The 22,131-nt window shown below is 39.8% G+C and carries 18 protein-coding genes; 9 read left to right on the plus strand and 9 right to left on the minus strand.

The window, feature by feature from the left end:
- Positions 1–3 precede the first annotated feature (3 nt).
- Genes hisH through hisG form a run of 5 tightly spaced genes read right to left on the minus strand, consistent with a single transcriptional unit; the run spans position 4 to position 4,954 of the window.
- Positions 4–594: an imidazole glycerol phosphate synthase subunit HisH gene (hisH, locus tag PALI_RS19545; RefSeq protein ID WP_193156695.1), complete on the minus strand. Its 591-nt coding sequence runs from the start codon at positions 592–594 to the stop codon at positions 4–6.
- On the minus strand, positions 591–1,652 hold the full coding sequence (gene hisB, locus PALI_RS19550) for a bifunctional histidinol-phosphatase/imidazoleglycerol-phosphate dehydratase HisB (RefSeq protein WP_193156696.1): 1,062 nt from the start codon (positions 1,650–1,652) through the stop codon (positions 591–593). The genes hisH and hisB overlap by 4 nt, the downstream gene beginning before the upstream one ends.
- Positions 1,649–2,758 carry a histidinol-phosphate transaminase gene (gene hisC, locus PALI_RS19555; protein WP_193156697.1) on the minus strand — a complete coding sequence of 370 codons (1,110 nt, stop codon included), beginning with the start codon at positions 2,756–2,758 and terminating at the stop codon, positions 1,649–1,651. The genes hisB and hisC overlap by 4 nt, the downstream gene beginning before the upstream one ends.
- On the minus strand, positions 2,748–4,049 hold the full coding sequence (gene hisD / locus PALI_RS19560; RefSeq protein WP_193156698.1) for a histidinol dehydrogenase: 1,302 nt from the start codon (positions 4,047–4,049) through the stop codon (positions 2,748–2,750). Before hisD ends, hisC begins: the two co-directional genes overlap by 11 nt.
- Positions 4,050–4,054: 5 nt before the next feature.
- Positions 4,055–4,954 (minus strand): ATP phosphoribosyltransferase, encoded by a 900-nt coding sequence (gene hisG, locus PALI_RS19565; RefSeq protein WP_077535269.1) that lies wholly within the window; start codon positions 4,952–4,954, stop codon positions 4,055–4,057.
- Between the two features lie 394 nt (positions 4,955–5,348).
- On the opposite strand from hisG, the gene PALI_RS19570 reads away from it, so the two are divergent.
- The 6 genes from PALI_RS19570 (at position 5,349) to PALI_RS19595 (ending at position 13,157) form a co-directional block, all read left to right on the plus strand.
- Complete coding sequence (locus PALI_RS19570; RefSeq protein ID WP_193156699.1) at positions 5,349–5,585, plus strand: hypothetical protein; 237 nt, start codon at positions 5,349–5,351, stop codon at positions 5,583–5,585.
- Positions 5,586–5,924: 339 nt separating this feature from the next.
- Positions 5,925–8,096, plus strand: a complete 2,172-nt coding sequence (locus tag PALI_RS19575; RefSeq protein ID WP_193156700.1) for a M4 family metallopeptidase — start codon at positions 5,925–5,927, stop codon at positions 8,094–8,096.
- Positions 8,097–8,183: 87 nt separating this feature from the next.
- Positions 8,184–10,037, plus strand: coding sequence for a M28 family metallopeptidase (locus PALI_RS19580; RefSeq protein ID WP_193156701.1), 1,854 nt, complete (start codon positions 8,184–8,186; stop codon positions 10,035–10,037).
- A 94-nt stretch (positions 10,038–10,131) separates the two neighbouring features.
- Positions 10,132–12,048, plus strand: a complete 1,917-nt coding sequence (locus tag PALI_RS19585; RefSeq protein WP_077535273.1) for an ATP-dependent DNA helicase — start codon at positions 10,132–10,134, stop codon at positions 12,046–12,048.
- Positions 12,049–12,057: 9 nt separating this feature from the next.
- Positions 12,058–12,759 carry a tRNA (adenosine(37)-N6)-threonylcarbamoyltransferase complex dimerization subunit type 1 TsaB gene (tsaB, locus tag PALI_RS19590; protein ID WP_193156702.1) on the plus strand — a complete coding sequence of 234 codons (702 nt, stop codon included), beginning with the start codon at positions 12,058–12,060 and terminating at the stop codon, positions 12,757–12,759.
- Positions 12,760–12,827: 68 nt separating this feature from the next.
- Positions 12,828–13,157, plus strand: a complete 330-nt coding sequence (locus PALI_RS19595) for a hypothetical protein (protein WP_077535275.1) — start codon at positions 12,828–12,830, stop codon at positions 13,155–13,157.
- A 77-nt stretch (positions 13,158–13,234) separates the two neighbouring features.
- Here PALI_RS19595 and PALI_RS19600 read toward each other — a convergent pair whose 3' ends face one another.
- A complete protein-coding gene (locus tag PALI_RS19600; protein WP_193156703.1) occupies positions 13,235–14,524 on the minus strand; it encodes an alkaline phosphatase in 1,290 nt (429 codons plus the stop codon).
- 363 nt (positions 14,525–14,887) lie between these two features.
- On the opposite strand from PALI_RS19600, the gene PALI_RS19605 reads away from it, so the two are divergent.
- From PALI_RS19605 to rnd, 3 genes are all read left to right on the plus strand, one after another.
- A complete protein-coding gene (locus PALI_RS19605) occupies positions 14,888–15,739 on the plus strand; it encodes an alpha/beta hydrolase (RefSeq protein ID WP_138584025.1) in 852 nt (283 codons plus the stop codon).
- Positions 15,740–15,854: 115 nt separating this feature from the next.
- On the plus strand, positions 15,855–17,507 hold the full coding sequence (fadD, locus tag PALI_RS19610; RefSeq protein ID WP_138584026.1) for a long-chain-fatty-acid--CoA ligase FadD: 1,653 nt from the start codon (positions 15,855–15,857) through the stop codon (positions 17,505–17,507).
- Between the two features lie 51 nt (positions 17,508–17,558).
- Positions 17,559–18,689: a ribonuclease D gene (gene rnd / locus PALI_RS19615; protein WP_193156704.1), complete on the plus strand. Its 1,131-nt coding sequence runs from the start codon at positions 17,559–17,561 to the stop codon at positions 18,687–18,689.
- 95 nt (positions 18,690–18,784) lie between these two features.
- Here rnd and PALI_RS19620 read toward each other — a convergent pair whose 3' ends face one another.
- The 3 genes from PALI_RS19620 to PALI_RS19630 form a co-directional block, all read right to left on the minus strand.
- A complete protein-coding gene (locus tag PALI_RS19620; protein ID WP_226894568.1) occupies positions 18,785–19,570 on the minus strand; it encodes a sugar phosphate isomerase/epimerase family protein in 786 nt (261 codons plus the stop codon).
- Positions 19,571–19,699: 129 nt separating this feature from the next.
- A complete protein-coding gene (locus tag PALI_RS19625; protein WP_193156705.1) occupies positions 19,700–20,449 on the minus strand; it encodes a gluconate 2-dehydrogenase subunit 3 family protein in 750 nt (249 codons plus the stop codon).
- Between the two features lies 1 nt (position 20,450).
- Complete coding sequence (locus PALI_RS19630; protein WP_193156706.1) at positions 20,451–22,130, minus strand: GMC family oxidoreductase; 1,680 nt, start codon at positions 22,128–22,130, stop codon at positions 20,451–20,453.
- Between the last annotated feature and the right edge of the window lies 1 nt (position 22,131).

Genomic DNA, 22,131 nt, shown 5'->3' on the forward strand with positions numbered 1-22,131 from the left:
AGCTTACAACTGCCAATCAACAAAATTTTGTAATAAACGTGCGCCAACTTTTGCGCTGCGCTCTGGGTGAAATTGCATGCCCGCGTAATTGTCTTTAGCAACAATGGCTGAAAAGGTTTGACCATATTCGCCGCTCACGAGTGTGGCGTCGTTTACGGTGTGCGCAAAGCTGTGAACAAAATACACTTGCTCATCGAGCGTCAGCCCTTTAGTTAATGCATGCTCTTTGTTAACATTTAAGTTATTCCAACCCATATGCGGCGACGTTAAATTGCCTACATCAAGCACTTTTACTTGTCCTGGTATTTTACCTAGGCACTGTACGTTACCTTCTTCGGTGCTTTCACACAGTAACTGCATACCTAAACAAATACCCATAAGTGGGCGCTGGTATTCATTTATAGCTTGTTGCCAGCCATTATCGACTAGGCGCTTCATAGCAACCGATGCATGACCCACACCTGGTAATATAGCGCGCTCAAAACCCGCTAATTGATCTGGTGATGTAATTACTGTTGACGTTTGGCCTAAGCGTTCAAACGCAAAGCGTACTGAATTTATATTGGCACAACCAGTATTAATTATGGCAATCATAAACATCCCTTAGAGCTGGCTGTTTGTTGGGTCGTGTCTTGTGCTACTGCCATGCGAAGAGCGCGTGAAAACGCTTTAAATAAGCCTTCTACTTGGTGATGACAGTTACCATCGCTTACCGATAAAATAAGGCTAATCGCGGCGTTATCACTTAAGCTTTTGAAAAAGTGCTCAACCATTTGTACGTCTAAATCGCCTGCTTTTTCGCGGCTAAAGTTAGCGTTTAATACAAATGATGCACGGCCCGATAAATCAATTTGTGCTTCGGCTTTACACTCATCCATAGGAAGCGCAAAACCATAGCGCGCAATTTGCGATTTAGTGCCAAGCGCTTGTTTAAGTGCGACACCAAGAGCAATACCAATGTCTTCAACAAGGTGGTGCTCGTCTATGTGTAAATCGCCTTTGGCTTTAATGTTTAAACCAATGTTTGCGTGCGTACGAATTTGATCAAGCATGTGATCAAAAAAGCCAAGTCCGGTGTCTATGCTGCCATTTTTAGTTTGATCTAGGTTTATTGCCACATCAATTTGGGTTTCTTTAGTGTTGCGTGTAACACGACCTTCGCGGTTTGCGGTGGTCAATTTAGTTACTATGGCACTCCAGTCGCCGTCGTATAAAATACCTTCACAACATAGGTTTTGAGCAAGGCCAATATCAGTTTCACGGTCGCCAATAACAAAAGAGCGTGCTAAATCTACTTTGCCTGAGCGCATAAGCTCGGTAAGTAAACCTGTTTTAGGTTTACGGCAATCACAGTTTTGCTCGTTAAAGTGAGGGCAAATTAATACGGTCTCAAAGCTAATGCCTTGGCTTTGCATTATGTCCATCATTTTGTCTTGTGCAATGTCAAAATCAGCAGTAGGAAAGCTATCTGTGCCTAAACCATCTTGGTTAGATACCATCACTAAACGGTAACCTGCAGCTTGTAATTGTAATAAAGCTGGGATAACGCTAGGTAAAAAGGCAAGCTTTTCAAGGCTATCTACCTGTTTGTCGGTAATTGGCTCTTCAATAATAGTGCCGTCGCGGTCGATAAATAAATAGGGGTTACTCATGATACTTCGTTTCCTGCTAAAGATGCTGCGGTAGTTGGCAATTGCAGGCCATCTAACCAAATTTTTACTTGTTTAAGTTCTTGTTCACTACCAATTGAAATTCGTAGCCAGTCGTCTTCACCGTATAGCGTAAAAGCGCGCATCACTAAACCTTGCTCAAGTGCAATTTTAAAGTAGTTTTTATCGGCTAATTTTAAAGTAACAAAGTTACCTTCACCAGTGAGAATTTTTAATGCAGCAGGGGAGGCGTTTAGCCAATCTACTAACTTAGCTTTTAAGCTATTTAAAATAGTCACTTGGCGGCGCATCGATGTAATTGCATCGGGTGCAATTGCTTGCGCTGCAATACTTGCTACTACGCCCGATACCGGATACGGGGCAATGACTTTACGAATTGGCGCAAGAACGCTTGCTTGTGCAAGGGTAAAACCGGTTCTGAGGCCAGCTAGCGCAAAGGCTTTAGAAAGCGTACGCAAAACCACTACATTACTAAACTCAGTAATAAGTTGAGTAGCGCTTTGCTCTGGACAAAACTCTATATAGGCTTCATCAACAATAACTAATGCCTTACCTGCAAGTGCTGTTGCAATCGCTTTTACTTTATCAAGTGGTGTTAAGCTGCCCGTTGGATTATTTGGGTTACAAATAAATACCAGTTTTGAGTTGCCAACAGCTGCAACTATTTCGTCAGCACTGCCACTTAATAATAATTCTTGGGTAAGCGCGTTAATACTAACGTTGTGTGTATCGGCGGTTACTTTGTACATACCGTAGGTGGGTAAAAATAGCGCAATACTATCTTTAGCTGGCTCGCAGTATGTGCGCACTAAAAGCTCAATGCCTTCATCTGCGCCGCGGGTCATTAGTACATTTTCGCTTTCAAGCTCTGTATAATCTGCGTACCTGTCAATAACCAGTTGCGGTTGTGGATCGGGGTAGCGATTTAAATCTTCAATACTCAGTTCAAGATTTTTAGCATACGGGCTTTCGTTAGCATTTAGCCACGTAGTACCGGTTAGCTTTTCACTTTTTGCCGAGCTGTATGCAGCAAGGGCTGCAATATTCTTAGGTAATAAGCTAGACGCTTGTGCGCTCTTATTGCTCATTTTTAATTGCCTCTAAACGAATTGAAACCGCATTAGCGTGGGCATCAAGGCCTTCCGCATCTGCAAGTGGTAAAATAGCTTTTGAAAGCTGTGTTAAACCACTCTTAGTAATTGTTTGCACTGTGTATGTACGGAAAAAATCAAGCAAGTTTAAGCTCGAGTAAGTGGCACTGTAACCATAGGTTGGTAACACGTGGTTAGTACCCGATGCGTAATCGCCTGCAGATTCTGGCGTGTAGTCACCCACAAATACAGAGCCTGCGTTTTTAACTTTATCTAGGTAAGGTGTTGCATCGCCTAGTTGTAAAATTAAGTGCTCTGGTCCGTATTGCGCTGATACATCAAATGCTTGCGCAATTGAATCAACTAAAATAAGTGAAGAATTAGCGAGCGCTTGCTCAGCTGTTTCTTTGCGGCTCAAATTAGCTAACTGGCGTGTAAGTGCCTGCTGTGTTTGTTCTATTATACTTTCGCTGTTACATAATAAAATAACTTGCGAATCTGCGCCGTGCTCTGCTTGTGAGAGTAAATCGGCGGCTATAAATTCTGGGTTCGCACGTTCATCTGCAATAACTAATACTTCAGATGGACCTGCTGGCATATCAATGGCCATACCTGGAATAGTTTGCGCAACGAGCTGTTTAGCCATTGTTACAAAGCTATTACCTGGACCAAATATTTTGTTCACTTTAGGAACTGATTCGGTGCCATACGCCATTGCTGCAATTGCGCCTGCGCCACCACTTTCTATTAAAGTAGTAATGCCACATAACTTAGCTGCATATAAAATAGCAGGGTTAATCGCTTTATCACCTTGAACTGGTGTAGCAAGTACAACGGTTTTTGCGCCGCTTAATTGCGCTAATACACCCTGCATAATAACCGACGATGGCAGTGGAGCACTGCCACCGGGTACGTAAATACCGACTGCTTCGATGGCTTGATATTTCAGTTCACATACAACGCCTGGTTGGGTCGATAATTTAATATCTTTTGGCAATTGCGCTTCGTGAAAACGTTTAACGTTTGCATAAGCGGTATCAATTGCGTATTTAAGCTCTGCACTTAGTGCTTGCTCTGATGCGTTAATTTCATCAAGCGGAACACATAAGCGAGGGTTAGATCTATTATCAAACTCTTTAGCCATGCTAAGTAAGGCTTTATCACCTTGCTCTTTTACGTTAGCTAAAATAGTTTTGCAAATAGCTTCAACCTTGGCACTGGCAGAAACTGCAGGGCGCATTAGCGCCGCTGCTTGTACTTGTGAAGATTCCTCATTCCAACGAAGCATGGCACTTACTCCATCATTTTTTCAATTGGCATAACTAAAATAGAGTTAGCGCCTAAGGCTTTTAACTGCTCCATTGTTTCCCAAAATAATGTTTCGCTGCTTACCATGTGCAGTGCTACGTATTCATCGTTACCAGCAAGGGCAAGTAGAGTAGGTTGACCAGAACCTGGTAAAATTTCACAAATTTCATCAAGCTTGCTTTTTGGTGCGTGTAGCATGATGTATTTGCTTTCTTTAGCTTGTCTAACACCACGTAGGCGCGGCATAAGCTTATTGATTAGCGCTAGTTTGTCAGCATCTTGAAGGTCTTTATTTTGAATTAAACACGCGTTTGATTCTAAAATTGTTTCGCCTTGAATTAAGCCGTTCGCTTCAAGTGTTGCGCCAGTAGATACTAAATCACAAATTGCATCAGATAAACCCGCACGCGGTGCTACTTCAACAGAGCCCGTAAGCATTACTGTACTTGCGTTAATGCCTTCGCGCTTTAACCACTGAGTTAAGATTTCTGGATAGGTAGTCGCAATACGCTTGCCTTCAAACCAGCTTTTATCGCGAGCGCCAAGCTCTTGTGGCCATGCAAGTGCAAGACGACAGTAACCAAAATCTAGTTTTGAAAGTTTGGTTACTTCACTTGGTACACCTTGGCGCATCCGTTCTGCTTGCACTTCTACTAGTACGTTTTCGCCAACAATACCTAAGTCACATACACCGTCCATTACTAAACCCGGAATATCGTCATCGCGCACACGTAGTACGTCAATTGGCATATTCGTTGAGTGTGCAATTAAGCGTTGTTCACGAAGGTTAAGTTTAACACCTAACTGTTTAAGCAGATCTTGACAATCTTTAGATAGGCGGCCGCCTTTTTGGATGGCGATACGTAGACGATTACTGTTGTTCATTATTCATTTTCCTTTAATTTAAAAACTAAAAACCCCGAGGGAACCTCAGGGCGAAAATGAATCAATATGTTTTGAATCGCCAGAGGTTCCTTTAGGAATAACCTCTCAGCGAAAGACCTGACAGGTTATTCCGATGAATGGTGGTGATGATGTACTGTTGTCAGGTTTAAGCGCATTTTTTATCCTATGTAACTGCCCGTCATTTGGCTAACGTTCAGTTGTTATCTGTTTAAATAAATTTCGCATTTATAAAAACATAAATAGCCTGATTATGGCAAGTTTTATTTAGCTAAATTAAAGTATATCTTATAACTGTCGATACTATAGAAGATAATACATGTAGTTTTAATAATGTAATTGTTTATTAGTCAAACAGTTAAATAAGGAAGTACGTATGGACATCATGATCCCTTACTTAGGAACTATCACTCGTTTAGCTGTTGAATCTAAAGGGGCATTTCATATTGCGGGTGTACAAAGTGGAGCCGCAGCTGAAAAGGTCGATCTAGAAAATAAAAAAAAGCGTGAGTTACAAAAAAAGAAAAAGCTCAATACGCTTGACGAACAAACAAAAAAAACAAAAACTAGCCCTGATGATGACGACCCCCCACATTTAGACACATGGGCCTAATGAAGATCCCGTAATTAAAGTAAAGAGGCCCAGATAGGGCCTTTTTTAATGTGTATATGTAATTCTAAATGTAATTTTATTGTTAATTAACCACCTAAAAATGAAACTAAAAGTAAACTTATGTGTACGAAATGTTATCTGTTAGTTTCTTTTTTCTTACCTCTATTATACCAATATATTGAATATAAATAACTTAATTTGTTATCTCATACTTTAATTGTAAATTATTTGTTTCATTTTCATTTATGTTATTTGTAACCTAGGCTGATCCTTAATCGGGAACAGGTAGTGCCGATTAACAAAGTACATTAAAACTAAATAATCTAATGGAGCGTAAACGTGAAATTATCAAAAATAACAATTGCAACTCTTGCTGCTTTTACACTAATGCAAGCATCAAGCGCAGTAGCCGCAAATAAGAAATACCTAAATGAACACGTAAATACTAATAATACGTTGTCTGCATCAACAGCGACCCCAGATCAATTAGTTGGCTTAGAGGCTGGGAACAAATTAGTTGTAATTAAAGAAATAAAAAGTAATAACGGCGACACAACTCGATTATTTCAGCAAGTATACAATGGCCTACCTGTTATAGGTGACAGGGTGAGTTTAACCTTTAACAGCAACGGGCAGTTTAAACATGCTCACGGTGCTGCGGTATATGACATTTCAAGTGATATAAACACGGTAATCCCAAAGATAAATAAACAGTTAGCGGTAGCTAAGGGATTACAAAAATCTCCTCAGGCGCTTCATTCTGTCGGTTTAGAAAAGCATGACGAGAAATCGCAATTAGCAATTTGGGTTGATGAGCAAGGTAAGGCGCATCTTGTTTATGAAGTATCTTATGTTACTTATGGAAGTAATCCATCTCGTCCATATCAAATCATTGATGCGAACTCAGGTGAGCTACTATTTAGCTTGGACAATCTTCAACATGCAGATGCGACTGGCCCAGGCGGTAATTTAAAAACGGGCAAATATATTTATGGTACTGATTTTGCCAGCCTAGATGTTACGCAGTCTGGTAATAACTGCACAATGAGTAATAGCAACGTAAAAACCATTAATTTGAATGGTGGCACCAGTGGTACAAGCGCATATTCATTTACTTGCCCTGAAAATACGTTTAAAGAAATCAACGGTGCATATTCACCACTTAATGACGCACACTTCTTTGGTAACGTAATTTTTAACATGTACAACGATTGGATTGGTTCGCCACCACTTTCATTTCAACTACAAATGCGAGTGCATTATAGCAGCAACTATGAGAATGCATTTTGGGATGGTCGTGCAATGACATTTGGCGATGGTCTAAATACGTTCTATCCACTCGTGAGTTTAGATGTGTCTGCTCATGAGGTGAGCCATGGCTTTACTGAGCAAAACTCTGGCTTAGTTTATAGTGGAAAATCAGGCGGCTTAAACGAGGCTTTTTCTGACATGGCGGGTGAAGCTGCTGAATTTTACATGAAGGGCAGTAATGATTGGTTAGTCGGAAAAGAGATATTTAAGGGCAATGGCGCATTGCGCTATATGAACAATCCGACACAAGATGGGCGCTCAATAGACAATCAAAGTAGTTATTCTTCAGGAATGGATGTGCATTATAGCTCAGGAGTATTTAATAAAGCGTTTTATAACTTAGCAACAACACCAGGTTGGGATACGAAAAAAGCATTTTTAGTCATGGCGCGTGCAAATCAACAATATTGGACAGCAAGTACAAACTGGGATCTTGCCGGTAATGGGGTTATGGATGCAGCCTGTGACTTAAATTATGAGCCAAATGACGTAAAAGCGGCATTAAGTGCTGTTGGTGTTACCTCTAGTTTGAGTGCTGGTAGTTCGTGTGATTCAGTGCCTCCAATTGAAGACGAAGCACTCTCAAATGGCGTACCACGTCCTGACATCAGTGGCTCAGCGAAACAGCAAATATTCTTTACACTTGATGTTCCTGCAGGTGCGAGTAATTTAGCATTTACCACGTCAGGTGGAACAGGTGATGCTGATTTATATGTACAATTTGCGACTAAGCCAACGCTTACTAGCTTTGATTGTAAAAGCACAACTTCAACCAGTAACGAAAGCTGCTCTATTAGTAATGCTCAAGCGGGTACTTATTATGTAATGGTTGAGGCGTGGGATCAAATTTCAGGAGTCTCGTTACTTGGTAGTTTTGATGGCGATACGGGTGGCACAACACCAATCAATCGAACTGAAGAAAATGTGAGTGTCAATGCTGGAAACTGGACTCGATTTACTCAAAATTTGAGTGCAGGCTACAGCTCACTTAATGTTTCAATTGCAGGAGGCAGTGGTGACGCTGATTTATATGTAAACTTTGGAACAGAGTCGGGTACAAATGCTTACGTTTGTCGCCCTTATAAAAATGGCAATAACGAAAGTTGTACTATCGATAATCCACAAGCGGGAACTTGGCATATCGATTTACAAGGTTTTCGCACTGCAAGTGGTGTAACGCTAAATATTAAAGCGAACTAAATTCATTCCTGGGGAGCATCCGCTCCCTTTTTTATCTTAGTAATGTCACTTTCTATGAATATAGCTCGATTTAAAAGGAATCAATTTATGAAACATTTACTAAATGTCGCGTTAGTTAGCGCCAGTACCTTAATTGTTCAACCACTGTATGCACAAGACAACGAAAATATTTGGGTGACAATAGATCCTATTGCAGCAAAACATTACCAGCAGACTCAAAAAACAGTAAGCAAATCACGTGAATCATTAAGTATGCGTACAACTGAATTAGATACGGTTAACTTTTTGCAGGTAAAGCCCGAAAATATAGCAGGCCTGAGTGAATTTATGCATGATAATTACCACCGGTGCGGTGGTTTTGTAGCGCATGAATCGCTTGATGAAGCTAAGCAATACACGCAGCAACTAGCTGCTGTTCAAAATCAAAGTGCTTTGGCTTTTAACTATAGTATTGATAACGCGCAAACAACACAGCAACTAATAAATAGTGTCAGCCCAAATAATTTAACAAATACTGTTAATTCAATGAGCAACTTCTACAACCGCTACTATACAGCTCAAACAGGAATAGATGCATCACAATGGCTAAAAAACTATTGGCAACAATTAGCCACAAATCGCAGTGATATTAGCGTTGAATACTTTACACATAGTTGGGCGCAATCTTCAATTATAGTCACAATACCTGGGGATGAAAAAGCGGATGAGATTGTTGTTATAGGTGGACATTTAGATTCGATTAACCAATCAAATCCAACAAATGGACGCTCTCCAGGTGCGGATGATAATGCCTCAGGTATTGCTGTATTATCAGAAGTGCTAAGAGCAATTGTCGATAATAACTACAAGCCACAAAGAACAATTCATATAATGGGGTTTGCAGCTGAAGAGGTGGGTTTAAGAGGGTCAAAGGCGATTGCCTCTGCATATAAATCACAAGGCAAAAATGTTGTAGGTATGGTGCAGTTTGATATGACGGGCAACAACGGCAGCAATGAAGACATTGTGATGATGACTGATTACACGACCAATGCTCAAAATCAATTTTTGGGTCAGCTTATTGATACTTATTTGCCTTCTATTAGCTACGGTTTTGATCAATGTGGATATGGATGTTCGGATCACGCATCTTGGTATCAACAGGGGTTTACAGCATCGATGCCATTTGAATCAAAAATGGCCGATATAAATCGATTAATTCACACTGTTAACGACACTAACTTTGACGCTGATCATGCGAGTAAATTTGCAAAATTAGCTGTGAGTTATGCATCTGAAATGGCAAAAAATGCAGGTGACGTAGTACCACCAATCGATAACGAACTACAAAATGGTGTTGCAGTGTCTGGTATCACTGAAAATGCAAAAGCGGAACGTGTGTACACATTAAAAGTACCCAGTAATGCAACTAATTTAAACTTCGCTACATCAGGTGGTACGGGGGATGCCGATTTATACGTTAAGTTTAATTCAGCTCCGACACTCACTAGTTTTGACTGTAAAAGCACAACGTCTTCAAGTAATGAGCGTTGTGAAATAAGTAATGCTCAAACGGGAGTTTATTATGTCATGGTCCAAGCATGGGATGCGATTACTAATGTTTCTCTGACTGGTAGCTATAATGAAGGTAGTGGACTTGAGCCAATCAATCGGGTAGAAAATAATGTTTCTGTAACAGCAAACAATTGGGCTCGATACACACAAGATCTTGATGCAGGATATTCAGCATTAACGGTTAATATGAGCGGCGGTAGTGGGGATGCGGATTTGTACTTAAATTTTGCAAGCCCATCAACAGAGTCTGTATATCAATGTAGACCTTTTAAAAATGGCAATACCGAAACCTGTCGTATCGATAACCCGCAAGCGGGTACATGGTACATAGATTTAAAGGGCTATAGTTCAGCAAGTGGAATTACCTTATCTATTAACGCACAATAATAATTAGTAGGGGGCAATGCCCCTTTATTATATAACTTAATTACTTGCCCTTGATGTTTAGCTTACGTAAAATCGCGCTATTATTTCTTGTAAAGTGATTGGTATTATCAAACAACTGTTTAGTGCAACTGGGCCTTTGGCATTATCTTTAGATGGATATACACCACGTCAACCCCAAATAGATATGGCTGTTGCCGTTGCAGATGCATTAAAAAACAGTTCGCAATTGGTAGTTGAAGCGGGCACGGGGACAGGTAAAACGTTTGCCTATTTAGCGCCTGCACTTAAATCAAAAGGTAGAACCATCATTTCCACCGGTTCTAAAGCCTTGCAAGAGCAGTTATACCACCGCGATTTACCGCAGCTTGTTAAAGCGCTTAGTGCCTCTAAAAAAACCGCCTTATTAAAAGGGCGTGCCAATTACCTATGTACCTACCGACTTAACCAGCATGTTGCCCATGTACCTACTGATGATTCAGACGTAATGCATCAATTAGCTATGGTCGCTAAATTTGCCAGTGAAACACAGTCAGGTGATTTAGCCGATTGCATTGGTATAGAAGATGATGCCAAAGTACTGCCTTATGTAAACTCAACGGCAGATAACTGCTTAGGCAAAGAATGCCCCGACTTTCAAAGCTGCTATATACGCAAAGCGCGTTTAACAGCGGCCGATGCCGATGTGGTTGTTATTAACCACCATTTGTTTTTTGCCGATATGGCCGTAAAAGAAAGCGGCTTTGCTGAATTGATGCCAAAAGCAGATGCCTATATATTTGACGAAGCCCATCAGTTAAGCGAAATTGCCAGTGATTATTTTGGCGAGAGTGTAAGTACTAAAAAGCTGGTGGATTTAATTAATGACTTACGTGCTATTTATAGAGCTGAAATACCCGATATGCTGCAACTCGGTAAAAGCTTAAATAAGCTAGAGACAAGTGTTGCAGATTTACGATTGCAGTTTGGTGTTGATGGTAGCAGAGGTGACTGGCGAGAAAAACTGAGCGACAAACAAATTTGTGCAGCACTTCATCGTGTGATCAGTGATTTAGATTTTGTTTATCAGGTACTTAAACTGTGTTTAGACAGAAGCGATAAAATAGAGCATCCGTTTGAGCGAACACTTGCTTTTAAAGGCCAGTTAGAACGTGTGTTTGACACGGCTCAAACTGGTTTTAGTTATTGGTATGAAACAACACGTCGTTATTTAACGATTAATATAACACCACTTAATGTCTCCGCTAAATTTGCTCAAATGATGCAAGACACTGGCGCAGGCTTTGTGTTTACATCAGCTACGCTTTCGGTCGACAACAAATTAGCGCACTTTAACGCAAGTTTGGGTTTAAAACCAAAGCAAAGCATGATGGTAGACAGCCCGTTTGATTACCCTAATCAGGCATTGTTATGTTTGCCACGTTATTTACCTGAATCACACGCTGATAACATGCCCCACGCAATTGTAAAACTCACACTCGAACTTATAAAATCAGCACAAGGGCGCTGCTTTGTGCTTTTTACTAGTTATCGAATGATGCATTTGGTCGCTGAAGGACTCACCACACAAATAGACTACCCAGTTTATATGCAGGGGCAAATGTCTAAGCGTATTATCTTAGAGAAGTTTACCCGCCATGGTAATGCGGTGTTACTCGGCACAGCTTCTTTTTGGGAAGGTGTTGATGTACGCGGCAGCACACTAAGCTGTGTTATTATTGATAAATTACCATTTGCAGCCCCCGATGACCCTTTATTACAAGCCAAAATGCAAGATTGCCAAATGCAAGGAAAAGACCCTTTTGCACACATACAATTACCGCAAGCGGTGATTGCACTAAAGCAAGGTGTCGGGCGTTTAATTCGTGATAGCAAAGATAAAGGCGTCCTTGTAATATGTGATAATCGCCTAGTTACACGTCAGTATGGGCAAGTGTTTTTAAAGAGCTTACCGCCAATGCGCCGCACGCGGAGTTTAGAAGATGCCAATAAATTTTTACAACAAATTAATTAGAGTAATAAAATGATTAAAAGTAATATCCTCGCCCTCGACGCTTCTACTGAAGCACTGTCAATTGTTTTACATTTTCAGGGCCAAACATTTCATCATTTTGAAGAATGCCCACAGCAGCACAGCCAAAAAATACTTCCACTCGTGGATGAGTTGTTAACCAAGGCTAACTGTAAATTGAAAGATTTAGATGTGATTGGTTTTGGTCAAGGACCCGGTAGTTTTACTGGCGTGCGTATTAGTGTTGCAATAGCACAAGGGCTTGCGTATTCAACAAACTTACCACTAGTTGGCGTTTCAACACTTGCTATTATGGCGCAACAAGCGTTTGAACAAAACGGCAGCCTTAGTGTTTTCCCTAGTATAGATGCGCGTATGGGGGAAATATATTTCGCCCATTACCAAGCAAAAAATAATTTAGTGCAACTGGTCAATCAAGAGTGTGTAATAAAGCCGGACCTATTAAGCGATGACTATATTACTTCTACTGAGCCATCTATCGCAGTGGGCACTGGGTTTAAAACCTACCCAGGTGCGCTTAATAACTTTGAAAACGTGACAATTAATAGTGAGATTACATTACCTGATGCACGATATATGTTAGCGCATGTTGAAGCCGCGTTTTTATCGGGTAATATTGTCAAAGCAAGCGATGCTCAACCTAAATATGTTCGTGATACGGTAACTTGGAAAAAGCTACCTGGGCGTGAGTAATCGTATTATTTGCAAATTGGTTGTTTTTAAATCATAATTTTAAACAATATTAAGGTTGGAGACGCGTAATGACGCTGCCTATTGGTTCAGGTTTTTTTACCGGAGATATTCCGGGGAGGGTTAGCTCTACTCAAGTCGTTACTAATAAACCACAGAGTTTAGTAGAGCAACCGGCTACACAAAAAGCGAATACCGATTATGTAAAAAGCAGTAAAAAAGGCGAAGAGCTTGCCAATCAACTGTTTAAAAGCAGCGCTAAAAGCAACGAATACAGTCAAACAATTTACGACCAACCATCAGCTCAAGTAAGCAAAGCAATTTCTACTTATACTGAATTTGCTAATTTAGAGCGCCGTGCTGAAGTGCAAAATTTAATAGGTGTTGATATTTACGCATAAAGTTTATTAGCACGCTTTAAAGACAGAATAAAAAAGCCCGAACACACATTCGGGCTTTTTTATTACAGTGTCAAAGTTTACTTTTCAATAAAGCCAATCAGCTTATCAGCAATGTCAGTATTGTTCTGTGATCCAATAAAATGCTCGCTACCTTTACCATAGGCAAATACTTGAACATCTACAGCTGTATGTCCGCCTGTTGTCCAGCCAGTAAAGCTAGTATCACTAATAATACTTTTAACGGCTAAATTAAGCGCTTTGTCGCCCATTTTTTTAGCTTGCTCAAGTTTAATTTGATTTTCAGTTGTGAATTCAATGTTCGTGTTAGTCGTCCACACTGATTTTAAATCTTTTGCATCAAGTAATAACTGAGTAAGTTTACCTGCGGTTGCTTTAACGCCTTTAACTACTTCAGTTTCCCACTTGTATTGACCGTGTGCCCCAAGAGTTAATCCTCCTGTAGAGTGATCGGCTGTTACTACTAAAATAGTATCTTTATTTTTGTCGACATAGGCTTTTGCTTTTTCAATTGATTTTGCAAAGTCGTCCATTTCAGCCATCGCACAAGCAATATCATTTGCATGACCACACCAATCTATTTGACTGCCTTCAATCATCACAAAAAAACCGCTTTTGTTTTGAGTATCTAGTAAATCAAGCGCTTTGGATGTTAGTTGCGTAAGGCGAGTTGGGTTCTCATCAAGTGCAAAAGGTAAACCTTTTGGCGCATACAAACCTAAAGCGGGTATTTGAGTTATTTGGCCGAGATTGCTAATGTCATCGCCATATTGATAGCCAGCGGCTTTAAACTCATCAACTAAATTACGATCGTCTCTAATAAAGTATTTAGTACCACCACCTAACATTAAATCGACTGGTAATTTACCAACAATTTTATTATCTATGTAGTCGTTAGCAATCGCATCGTAATTATTACGCGATTCATTATGCGAAGCGAAGCTTGCAGGCGTTGCATGATTTATTTGTGATGTTGCAACAAGTGCCGTTGTCATACCGCGCTCTTTTGCAATTTCAAGCATGGTTTTAACCGCTTTTTTGTGTGTATCTACGGCTATAGCGCCATTGTAACTTTTATGCCCGCTGCTAAGTGCTGTCGCACCTGCTGCACTATCGGTTACATACGTATGGTCATCCGGATAGGTATGCGCCATGCCCTTTAATATCGTATCAAAAACGGTACCTTCGATTTCTTTAGTTGCAGGGTCATCTTTAAAATAGCGATAAGCTGTGGTGTATGCCGGACCCATGCCGTCACCAATCATATAAATTACATTTTTAGGCGCTGACTCTGCGTAAGCACCTGATGCAGAGCACAAAAGTGCTAATAAGCTGAACTGTTTTTTCATAGTTGTACCTTTTGAGTGTACCTTATTTAAAAGCCTGCGTTATTGTATACCTTAAGCATGATAAATAAATTAATATATGAGATGAATTACAATAAGTGATGTTGTTTTTAAAAGAGTATTGGGTTGGTATTTATAATCTCTATAGTTAAAAAATATATCGCTTTTATGTACTAATACCAAACTGCATAAATCTTTGATCAATTTAACGAATTAAATTGCACTATAACGTCGTTAAAAATTTTTTATTCAGTTAAGGATATTAGCTAAAATATATTTTTATCAGTTATAAAAATGGCTAACGATATGTTAGTGGTCTGACAACTAGTATGTTATAAATAAGCTAAAAGTAGGAAGAGGTCGGGTGTGCAGCCATTTAATATTAAAATCAATAATTCAAATATTCATGGCTTAAAGAAAGGCTCCGGTGGTGATGTTGTTATTGCGCTTCATGGTTGGCTTGATAATAGCAACAGTTTTTTTCCTATGCTTAATAAGGTGCAACCGAGTCAAACTTGGTACTGCATTGATTTTGTTGGGCACGGGTTGTCTTCGTGGAAAAGTGATGATGCGCATTACTACTTTGTTGATTATATTGATGATGTGTATCAATTTATCAATACATTAGGGGTTAAAAAAGTACACTTAGTTGGTCATTCGATGGGGGCTATGGTCGCAGGGATTTTTGCGAGTTGTTTTAGCGATTATGTTAAGTCGGTCAGCTTTATTGAAGGGATCGGTTGTGTTACTACCCCCAGTGAAGCGGTATGTGAGCAGCTAAAAAGTGCAGTATTAAATAGAGCGCGTTTAAAAAATAAAAAATCTAGAATTTATAAATCGAAAGCGCTTATTTACGAAGCGCGATCACAAACAACTGATTTAGATGATGAGCTAATTGCGCTATTAATGGACCGAAACATAAAACCAGTAAATGATGGCTTTGTGCTCACAACAGACCCAAAGCTTAAAAATCACTCAGGTTTTAGGTTTGATGAGGCGCAATGCATTGGTGCAATAAAAGATTTATCTGCACCATGTCAGTTAATTTTAGGGAACGAAGGTTATTCGTTTGTAAAACAAAACTTAGCAAAGTATATTAGCTATTACAGTAACTTGAGTGTAATAAACGTAGATGGCGGTCATCATTGCCATATGCAAAGTAGTGAGCTATGTTTTGAACACATTCATGCATTTATGGTGCAAAGTGGTGCATGTTAATTGTATATTAACGCTAAATGTGGGATTATTCGCACATTAGAGTATTTGCTCAATTGTTAAAGTGCCTTACTTAGATTAAGGTTAATAAAAATATAATTATAAACAGGGGCTAAGAGTGGAAAAAATCTGGCTTAAGCGCTACCCAGAGGGTATGCCTGAAACAATCGATCCTGAGCATTACAACTCGTTACTCGAAGTTTTCGAAAAAAGTTTTAGTGATTACAAAGATCTACCTGCATTTACTAATATGGGTAAAACACTATCTTATAACGAAATAGATACTGCAACGAAAAAAGTAGCGTCTTATATTCAACATGATTTAGGTCTTAAAAAAGGCGACAAAGTGGCCGTCATGATGCCTAACTTGTTGCAAACACCAGTATCAATTTTAGGTATTTTAAGAGCCGGTTGTGTCGTTGTTAACGTTAACCCGTTATACACGGTTCGTGAATTAGAACACCAACTTAAAGACTCGGACACTGCAGCAATTTTTATACTTGCTAACTTTGCAGACACGCTCGAGAAATCACTTGCGCATACTGATGTTAAACACATTGTAGTAACGCAAGTGGGTGATATGGTTGGTGGTATTAAAAAGCACATTGTAAATTTTGTCGTTAAACACGTTAAAAAAATGGTCCCTAAGTACAGCTTACCGAATCCAATTAAGTTTTCTGATTTATTAGATGCGGATGAAACTGCATATAAACGACCAGAAATGAACTTAAGTGATTTAGCATTCTTGCAATACACTGGCGGTACGACAGGTGTATCTAAAGGTGCAATGCTAAGCCATGGCAATATGGTAGGTAACCTTGAACAAGTGTCTGGTTGTTTAGATAAAGTATTAGAGCGTGGTAAGGAAGTGGTGGTTACTGCATTACCGCTTTATCATATCTTTGCTTTAACGGCTAATTGCTTAACATTTATGAAGTACGGTGGTTTGAATTTACTTATTACCAACCCTCGCGATATGAAGGGCTTTGTCAAAGAGTTAGGGCAAGCTAAATTTACTGCTGTTACGGGTGTTAATACATTATTTAATGGTTTATTAAATACACCAGGCTTTGCAGATCTAGATTTTAGCCATTTAAAAATGTCGCTTGGTGGAGGAATGGCTGTTCAACGTCCTGTTGCTGAAAAATGGCAAAAAGTGACGGGTTCTAAACTTATGGAGGGTTACGGCCTTACAGAGTGCGCCCCTTTGGTCACTATTAGCCCATACGATTTAGAAGCATATAATGGTTCAATTGGTTTACCTGCGCCGAATACTGATATTAAGTTAATGCTTGATAATGGTGAAGAAGCCGCTAAAGGAGAGCCTGGAGAGTTATGGGTTAAAGGCCCACAGGTTATGCTTGGTTATTATAATCGCCCAGATGCAACTGCTGAATGTTTAAAAGATGGTTGGTTTGCTACTGGTGATATTGCCACATACGATGATGAAGGTTTCTTTTTTATAGTTGATCGTAAAAAAGACATGATCATTGTGTCAGGCTTCAATGTATTTCCAAATGAAATAGAAGAAGTTGTTGCGATGCACGAAGGTGTACTTGAAGTAGCCGCTATTGGCGTACCTCACGATGCAAGCGGCGAACAAGTTAAAGTTTTTGTTGTGAAAAAAGACCCATCTTTAACTGAAAAAGATATAATAAAGCACTGCCGTGATAATTTAACTAATTACAAGGTTCCAAAACTCGTTGAGTTTAGGGATGAGTTACCTAAAACAAATGTAGGTAAAATACTCAGAAGAGCCTTGAAAGATTAGCAACCTATAAAAAAGCCGGCATATGCCGGCTTTTTTATTGTAGGAGACTAAGTGCAATACCAATTGATCCAAACACAAAACCAGCTTAATACGTTCGTTGAGCAGATCCAAAATAAACCCGTTTTAGCTATAGATACTGAGTTTATGCGTCGCCGTACGCTGTATCCTGAAGTTGCACTTATTCAGGTATACGATGGTGAGCATCTTGCGCTTATTGATCCACTGGCTGAGTTATCATTATTTGATTTTTGGCAAATTTTAAAAGATCCTGCTGTTTTAAAAGTATTACATTCTCCTTCAGAAGACATCGAAGTATTTCAAAAGTACGCAGGGTTTGTACCCGCACCATTATTCGATACACAATTTGCTTTGCAATTACTTGGTGAAGGGAATTGCATGGGCTTTGCGCTGATGGTAAAAGAGCTGCTAGGCATAGAAATAGATAAAAGTGAGTCTCGCACTAATTGGCTACAGCGTCCATTAACCCCTAAACAGCTTGATTATGCAGCAGCTGATACATTTCACTTATTACCATGCTTTGATCTAATTATTGAGCGTATTAAAGCGGCTGATTTATTTGACATCGTTATCAACGAAAGTGAATTAATTGCAAATAAGCGCGCATTTCAAACACCAGATGAATTTTTATATAAAGATATTAAAAATGCGTGGCAGCTTAAACCGCATGAACTAGCTGTATTAAAAGAGCTTGCTACTTGGCGCAGAAATAAAGCCATTAAAAAGAATTTAGCACTTAATTTTGTACTAAAAGAGCATAACATGGCGGAAATAGCTAAACGCGGTCCGTCTAGTTTAAATGCACTTAGACAAATATCAGGTGTTGAAGCGATTGAAGTTAATCGCTCAGGTGTAGAAATTTTAAAATGTATCGAGATTGCTAAGTTGATACCGCAAGAGCAACATCCTGCTGTGTTAAAGCGCTTAATTGATTTTCCTATTTATAAAAAAGTAGCAAAAGATGTTAAACAAAAAATTACTAAAGTAGCAAAAGCGCATAATATTCCTGATGATGTGATGGCTTCTAAAAAACAAGTCAATCAATTGATAAGTTGGAATTGGAAGTTAACAGCAGAGCAAAAAGTTAAATATATAAAACCCGACTTATTGAGTTCTTGGCGTTATACATACGTTAAAGACGTACTAAAAGAGTGGGACAGCTAAACAGTATTGCTTTAATGTGAGTTAATAACGGGATGTTTACTGCTAATTTAACGGGGGCGATATATGGCCCCCTTTTGTTTGAAATTTCAGCAAGCTTACTCTGTCATTTCTTTTAAAATTTTATCTAAGTTACTTTTTGATTGAGCAACACTTTCAAGCGGCGTTAAGTTATTAGGGTATTCCTCTTGTTCAATGACGAGCCACTGCAGATCACCGTCCATAATTAGCGAATTTATTATTACTTTCCATAGATAGTCATTTTCACCAAATATTGGGCTTAGGCCATCGCCTTGATGCGTTCTTACTTTTAAATGTGTTGAAAAAGTACGCCCTGGATATTTCTTTATGTAATGAGTAGGCTCTTTACCAGCAAAATGCACCCAGCCAATATCTAGCTGAAGCGGCAATGATTGCGGTGTGTTTTTTGCTATATAGTCCCAATACGTAGCGTCGTTAAATTGATTAAATTCTTTATCATGATTATGAAAACCAATATGCATATCATAGCGCTGTGCTATGTCGTTCATATGCGCCAGTTGTTTTGTAAGGGCTGTAACCCCCGTTGGATGCCACGCTCTTTCATCCCAAGGTACAAATAATACCTTTACACCCAATGTTTTGTAAAAGAGTAGGGTGTTGGTAAGTGTTTTTTCTGTGAGTGAATCAAAGCCGATATGCGCGCTGCTTGCAACAAGATTGAGACTAGCAAGTTTCTTTTTAAGTTTACTAGGGCTATTTTTATAACTCCCTAAATCACCGGCAAACTCTACCCCATCAAATCCCATTTCAGAAAGGGACTGCAGTGTACTATCAAAATCTTTTTTAAGTGCTTCTTTTACCGACCATAACTGCACGCTCACTCGTGGCGTTGGTTTAGGCATTGTAGCGAAAGCGCTCAATGAGTAGAGAGTAAAAATTAGGGTGGTTAAAACTATAAATGTAGTGTGTAAAAGTGTATTTTTAAACATTATCAAATACCTGTTAAAGCAGAGAATACTCCCTGCTTTTTATTAATCTTTATAGGCGTATTGGGTTAAGCCAAGTTCAGCTAAAACGTTATCAAGGTGAGCTTTTGCTTGCGCTGTAGGGCCTGGGTAGTCACCGGCAATAGGCACATTTCCTAAATAACCTATATCTTTACACCCCTGAGGTGTACAGAAATAAGCGCCTAAAATTAAATTTTTGAAGCGTAAAAACGCATTACCTATACGCTGAAATTGTGCCGGTGTATTATCGTCAAAATAAGCAATGTCATCTAATATTGCTTTTTGTTCCACAGCTTTAAGTTTCGCAAAAATCTTTTTATAACGAAGTATTGATTCGTCATCAATCCACGCAAGCCCATGTAAAATTGTTACCCGGTCTTTTTGTTGACCATTATAAGGGGAGCTAACCCATTCATTAATGACACTCGGTACATCAACGTCTGAGGCGCTCGGTGAATCACCTTCTCGGGGAACAATGTAATCTGCAAGTATTGCCACGAGAGTGAGTTGTTCATTTGTTAAGGTAAGTGGCCAAGGCGACTCAGGTGGTAGCAACATATTAGGATCAGTACCATAGCCTTTCGCTGTAATGGGTGGCAGCTCTAAACTTGGCCAATGGCCTTGGGTGCTAATCGTTTCTTCGAGTACTTTACTACAACCGGCTGTTAGTGAAACGGCAGAGCCTGCAGCGAGTAGGCCTAACCATTTAAGGGACTCTCTGCGTGTCATGCCTGAACTATATTTATATGAGTCAACACTCTTTTGTGAATGCATGTTAAAGCACTCCTTTTTCAATCTGTTTAGCGATCCACGTAGAATTGCGCATTGCCAATGTCATAATTGTTAATGTGCAGTTTTTATGTGGGTTAGAGGCAAATACACCGGCATCCATTACAAAAAGGTTGTCACAATCCCATGTTTGCCCCCATTGATTAGTAACAGATTCTTTGCGCGAGCTACCCATGCGAGTGGTACCCACTTCATGAATTATTTCACCGCCTTTTGAAATTGCTTTTTCAGCAGGTGGGAGCTTATCTATTTTTGCCCCTAAGTTTTCTAATATTTTTTTCGCTGTTTTTAAACCATGCTCAATTTGCTTAAGTTCACGATCAGACCATTTAAAATGAAATTTTGAGACGGGGATCCCCCATTTATCCTTAACGTTTTCGTCTATTTCCATATACGAGTCATCGTTTGGTAACATCTCACCTCGCAAAGCAAACCCTACATAAGAGCCGTACGCATCGCGCACTTGCTGTTTTAACTCAACGCCATAACCCCGCTTGTCACCAGATACACCAGAGCCAGGCTGATTAAAACCACTGCTTATTTCAAAATGATAACCACGTGGAAAATTAAGTTCACCTTTAGCGTGTGCTTGGTGTCCCCACCAAGGAATAAATAGATGATTTCCCGTATGCCCATCTTCGTTATAGCGTGGTCGGCCTTTAAGTGCGGGTATTTGTGCGCCTAACCATGCACCGGTAGAATCCATTAAATTTTTTCCAACTTGGCCACTTGAGTTTGCCAGTCCTTTTGGATGTTTTGTGTGTTTTGAATTTAATAAAATACGTGCAGATTCACAGGCACTTGCAGCAAGAATGACGATATCAGCGGATACTACATGCTCACTCGTGGATTTTTTATCAATGTAGGTCACTCCAGTGACTTTGCCATCGTCATTAACTGCAACAGACTTAACCATAGCATCTGTAATTATTTCTAAATTCCCCGTTGCTTTAGCCATAGGTAAAAGCGACGTTGTGGTTTGAAATGCCGCACCAATAGAGCAGCCATGTCCACAAGGTGTTGCATAAAAACAGGCCATTCGGTCGTCTTTATTACGTGTTAATACGGCTCTGTGCATGGGTACAGCTGCAATCCCTAATTTTTTAGCGCTTGCTGCAATTAATAGCTCGGGAACCCTAGGTGTTGGCGGCGGCTGCAATACGCCAGGCGCTGATGGCGGCATGTCATCCAGGCCGGTATTAGTACCACAAATACCGACTAGTTCTTCTGTTTTGTCGTACCACGGGGCTATGTCTTCATAAACAAATGGCCAATCTGCACCGTGGCCGTCCTGGCTTTTTCCTTTAAAATCATGTTCACTAAAACGTAATGAATAGCGTCCCCAGTGATTAGTTCTACCGCCGAGCATACGGGCACGCCACCAATAAAAATCACTGCCTTTTGCAGTGGTATAAGGTTCATCAGGAACTTGCCAGCCACCATCAACGGTTGCATCGTAAAAACCAAAGTTTTTATCTTTATTGCCTGCGCCCATTAAGGGAGCTTCGCTGTTACGACGAAACATCGGGCTTTCTTTTTTTGGGTCGTAATCGCGGCCCGCTTCGAGTAACAGTACTTTATGACCTAATTTGGTTAAGGTGTAAGCTGCCATTGCACCACCAGCACCCGAGCCGACCACTAAAATTTTATGATTAAATGCTGGCATG

It is taken from the genome of Pseudoalteromonas aliena SW19, assembly GCF_014905615.1.
Classification (GTDB): domain Bacteria; phylum Pseudomonadota; class Gammaproteobacteria; order Enterobacterales; family Alteromonadaceae; genus Pseudoalteromonas; species Pseudoalteromonas aliena.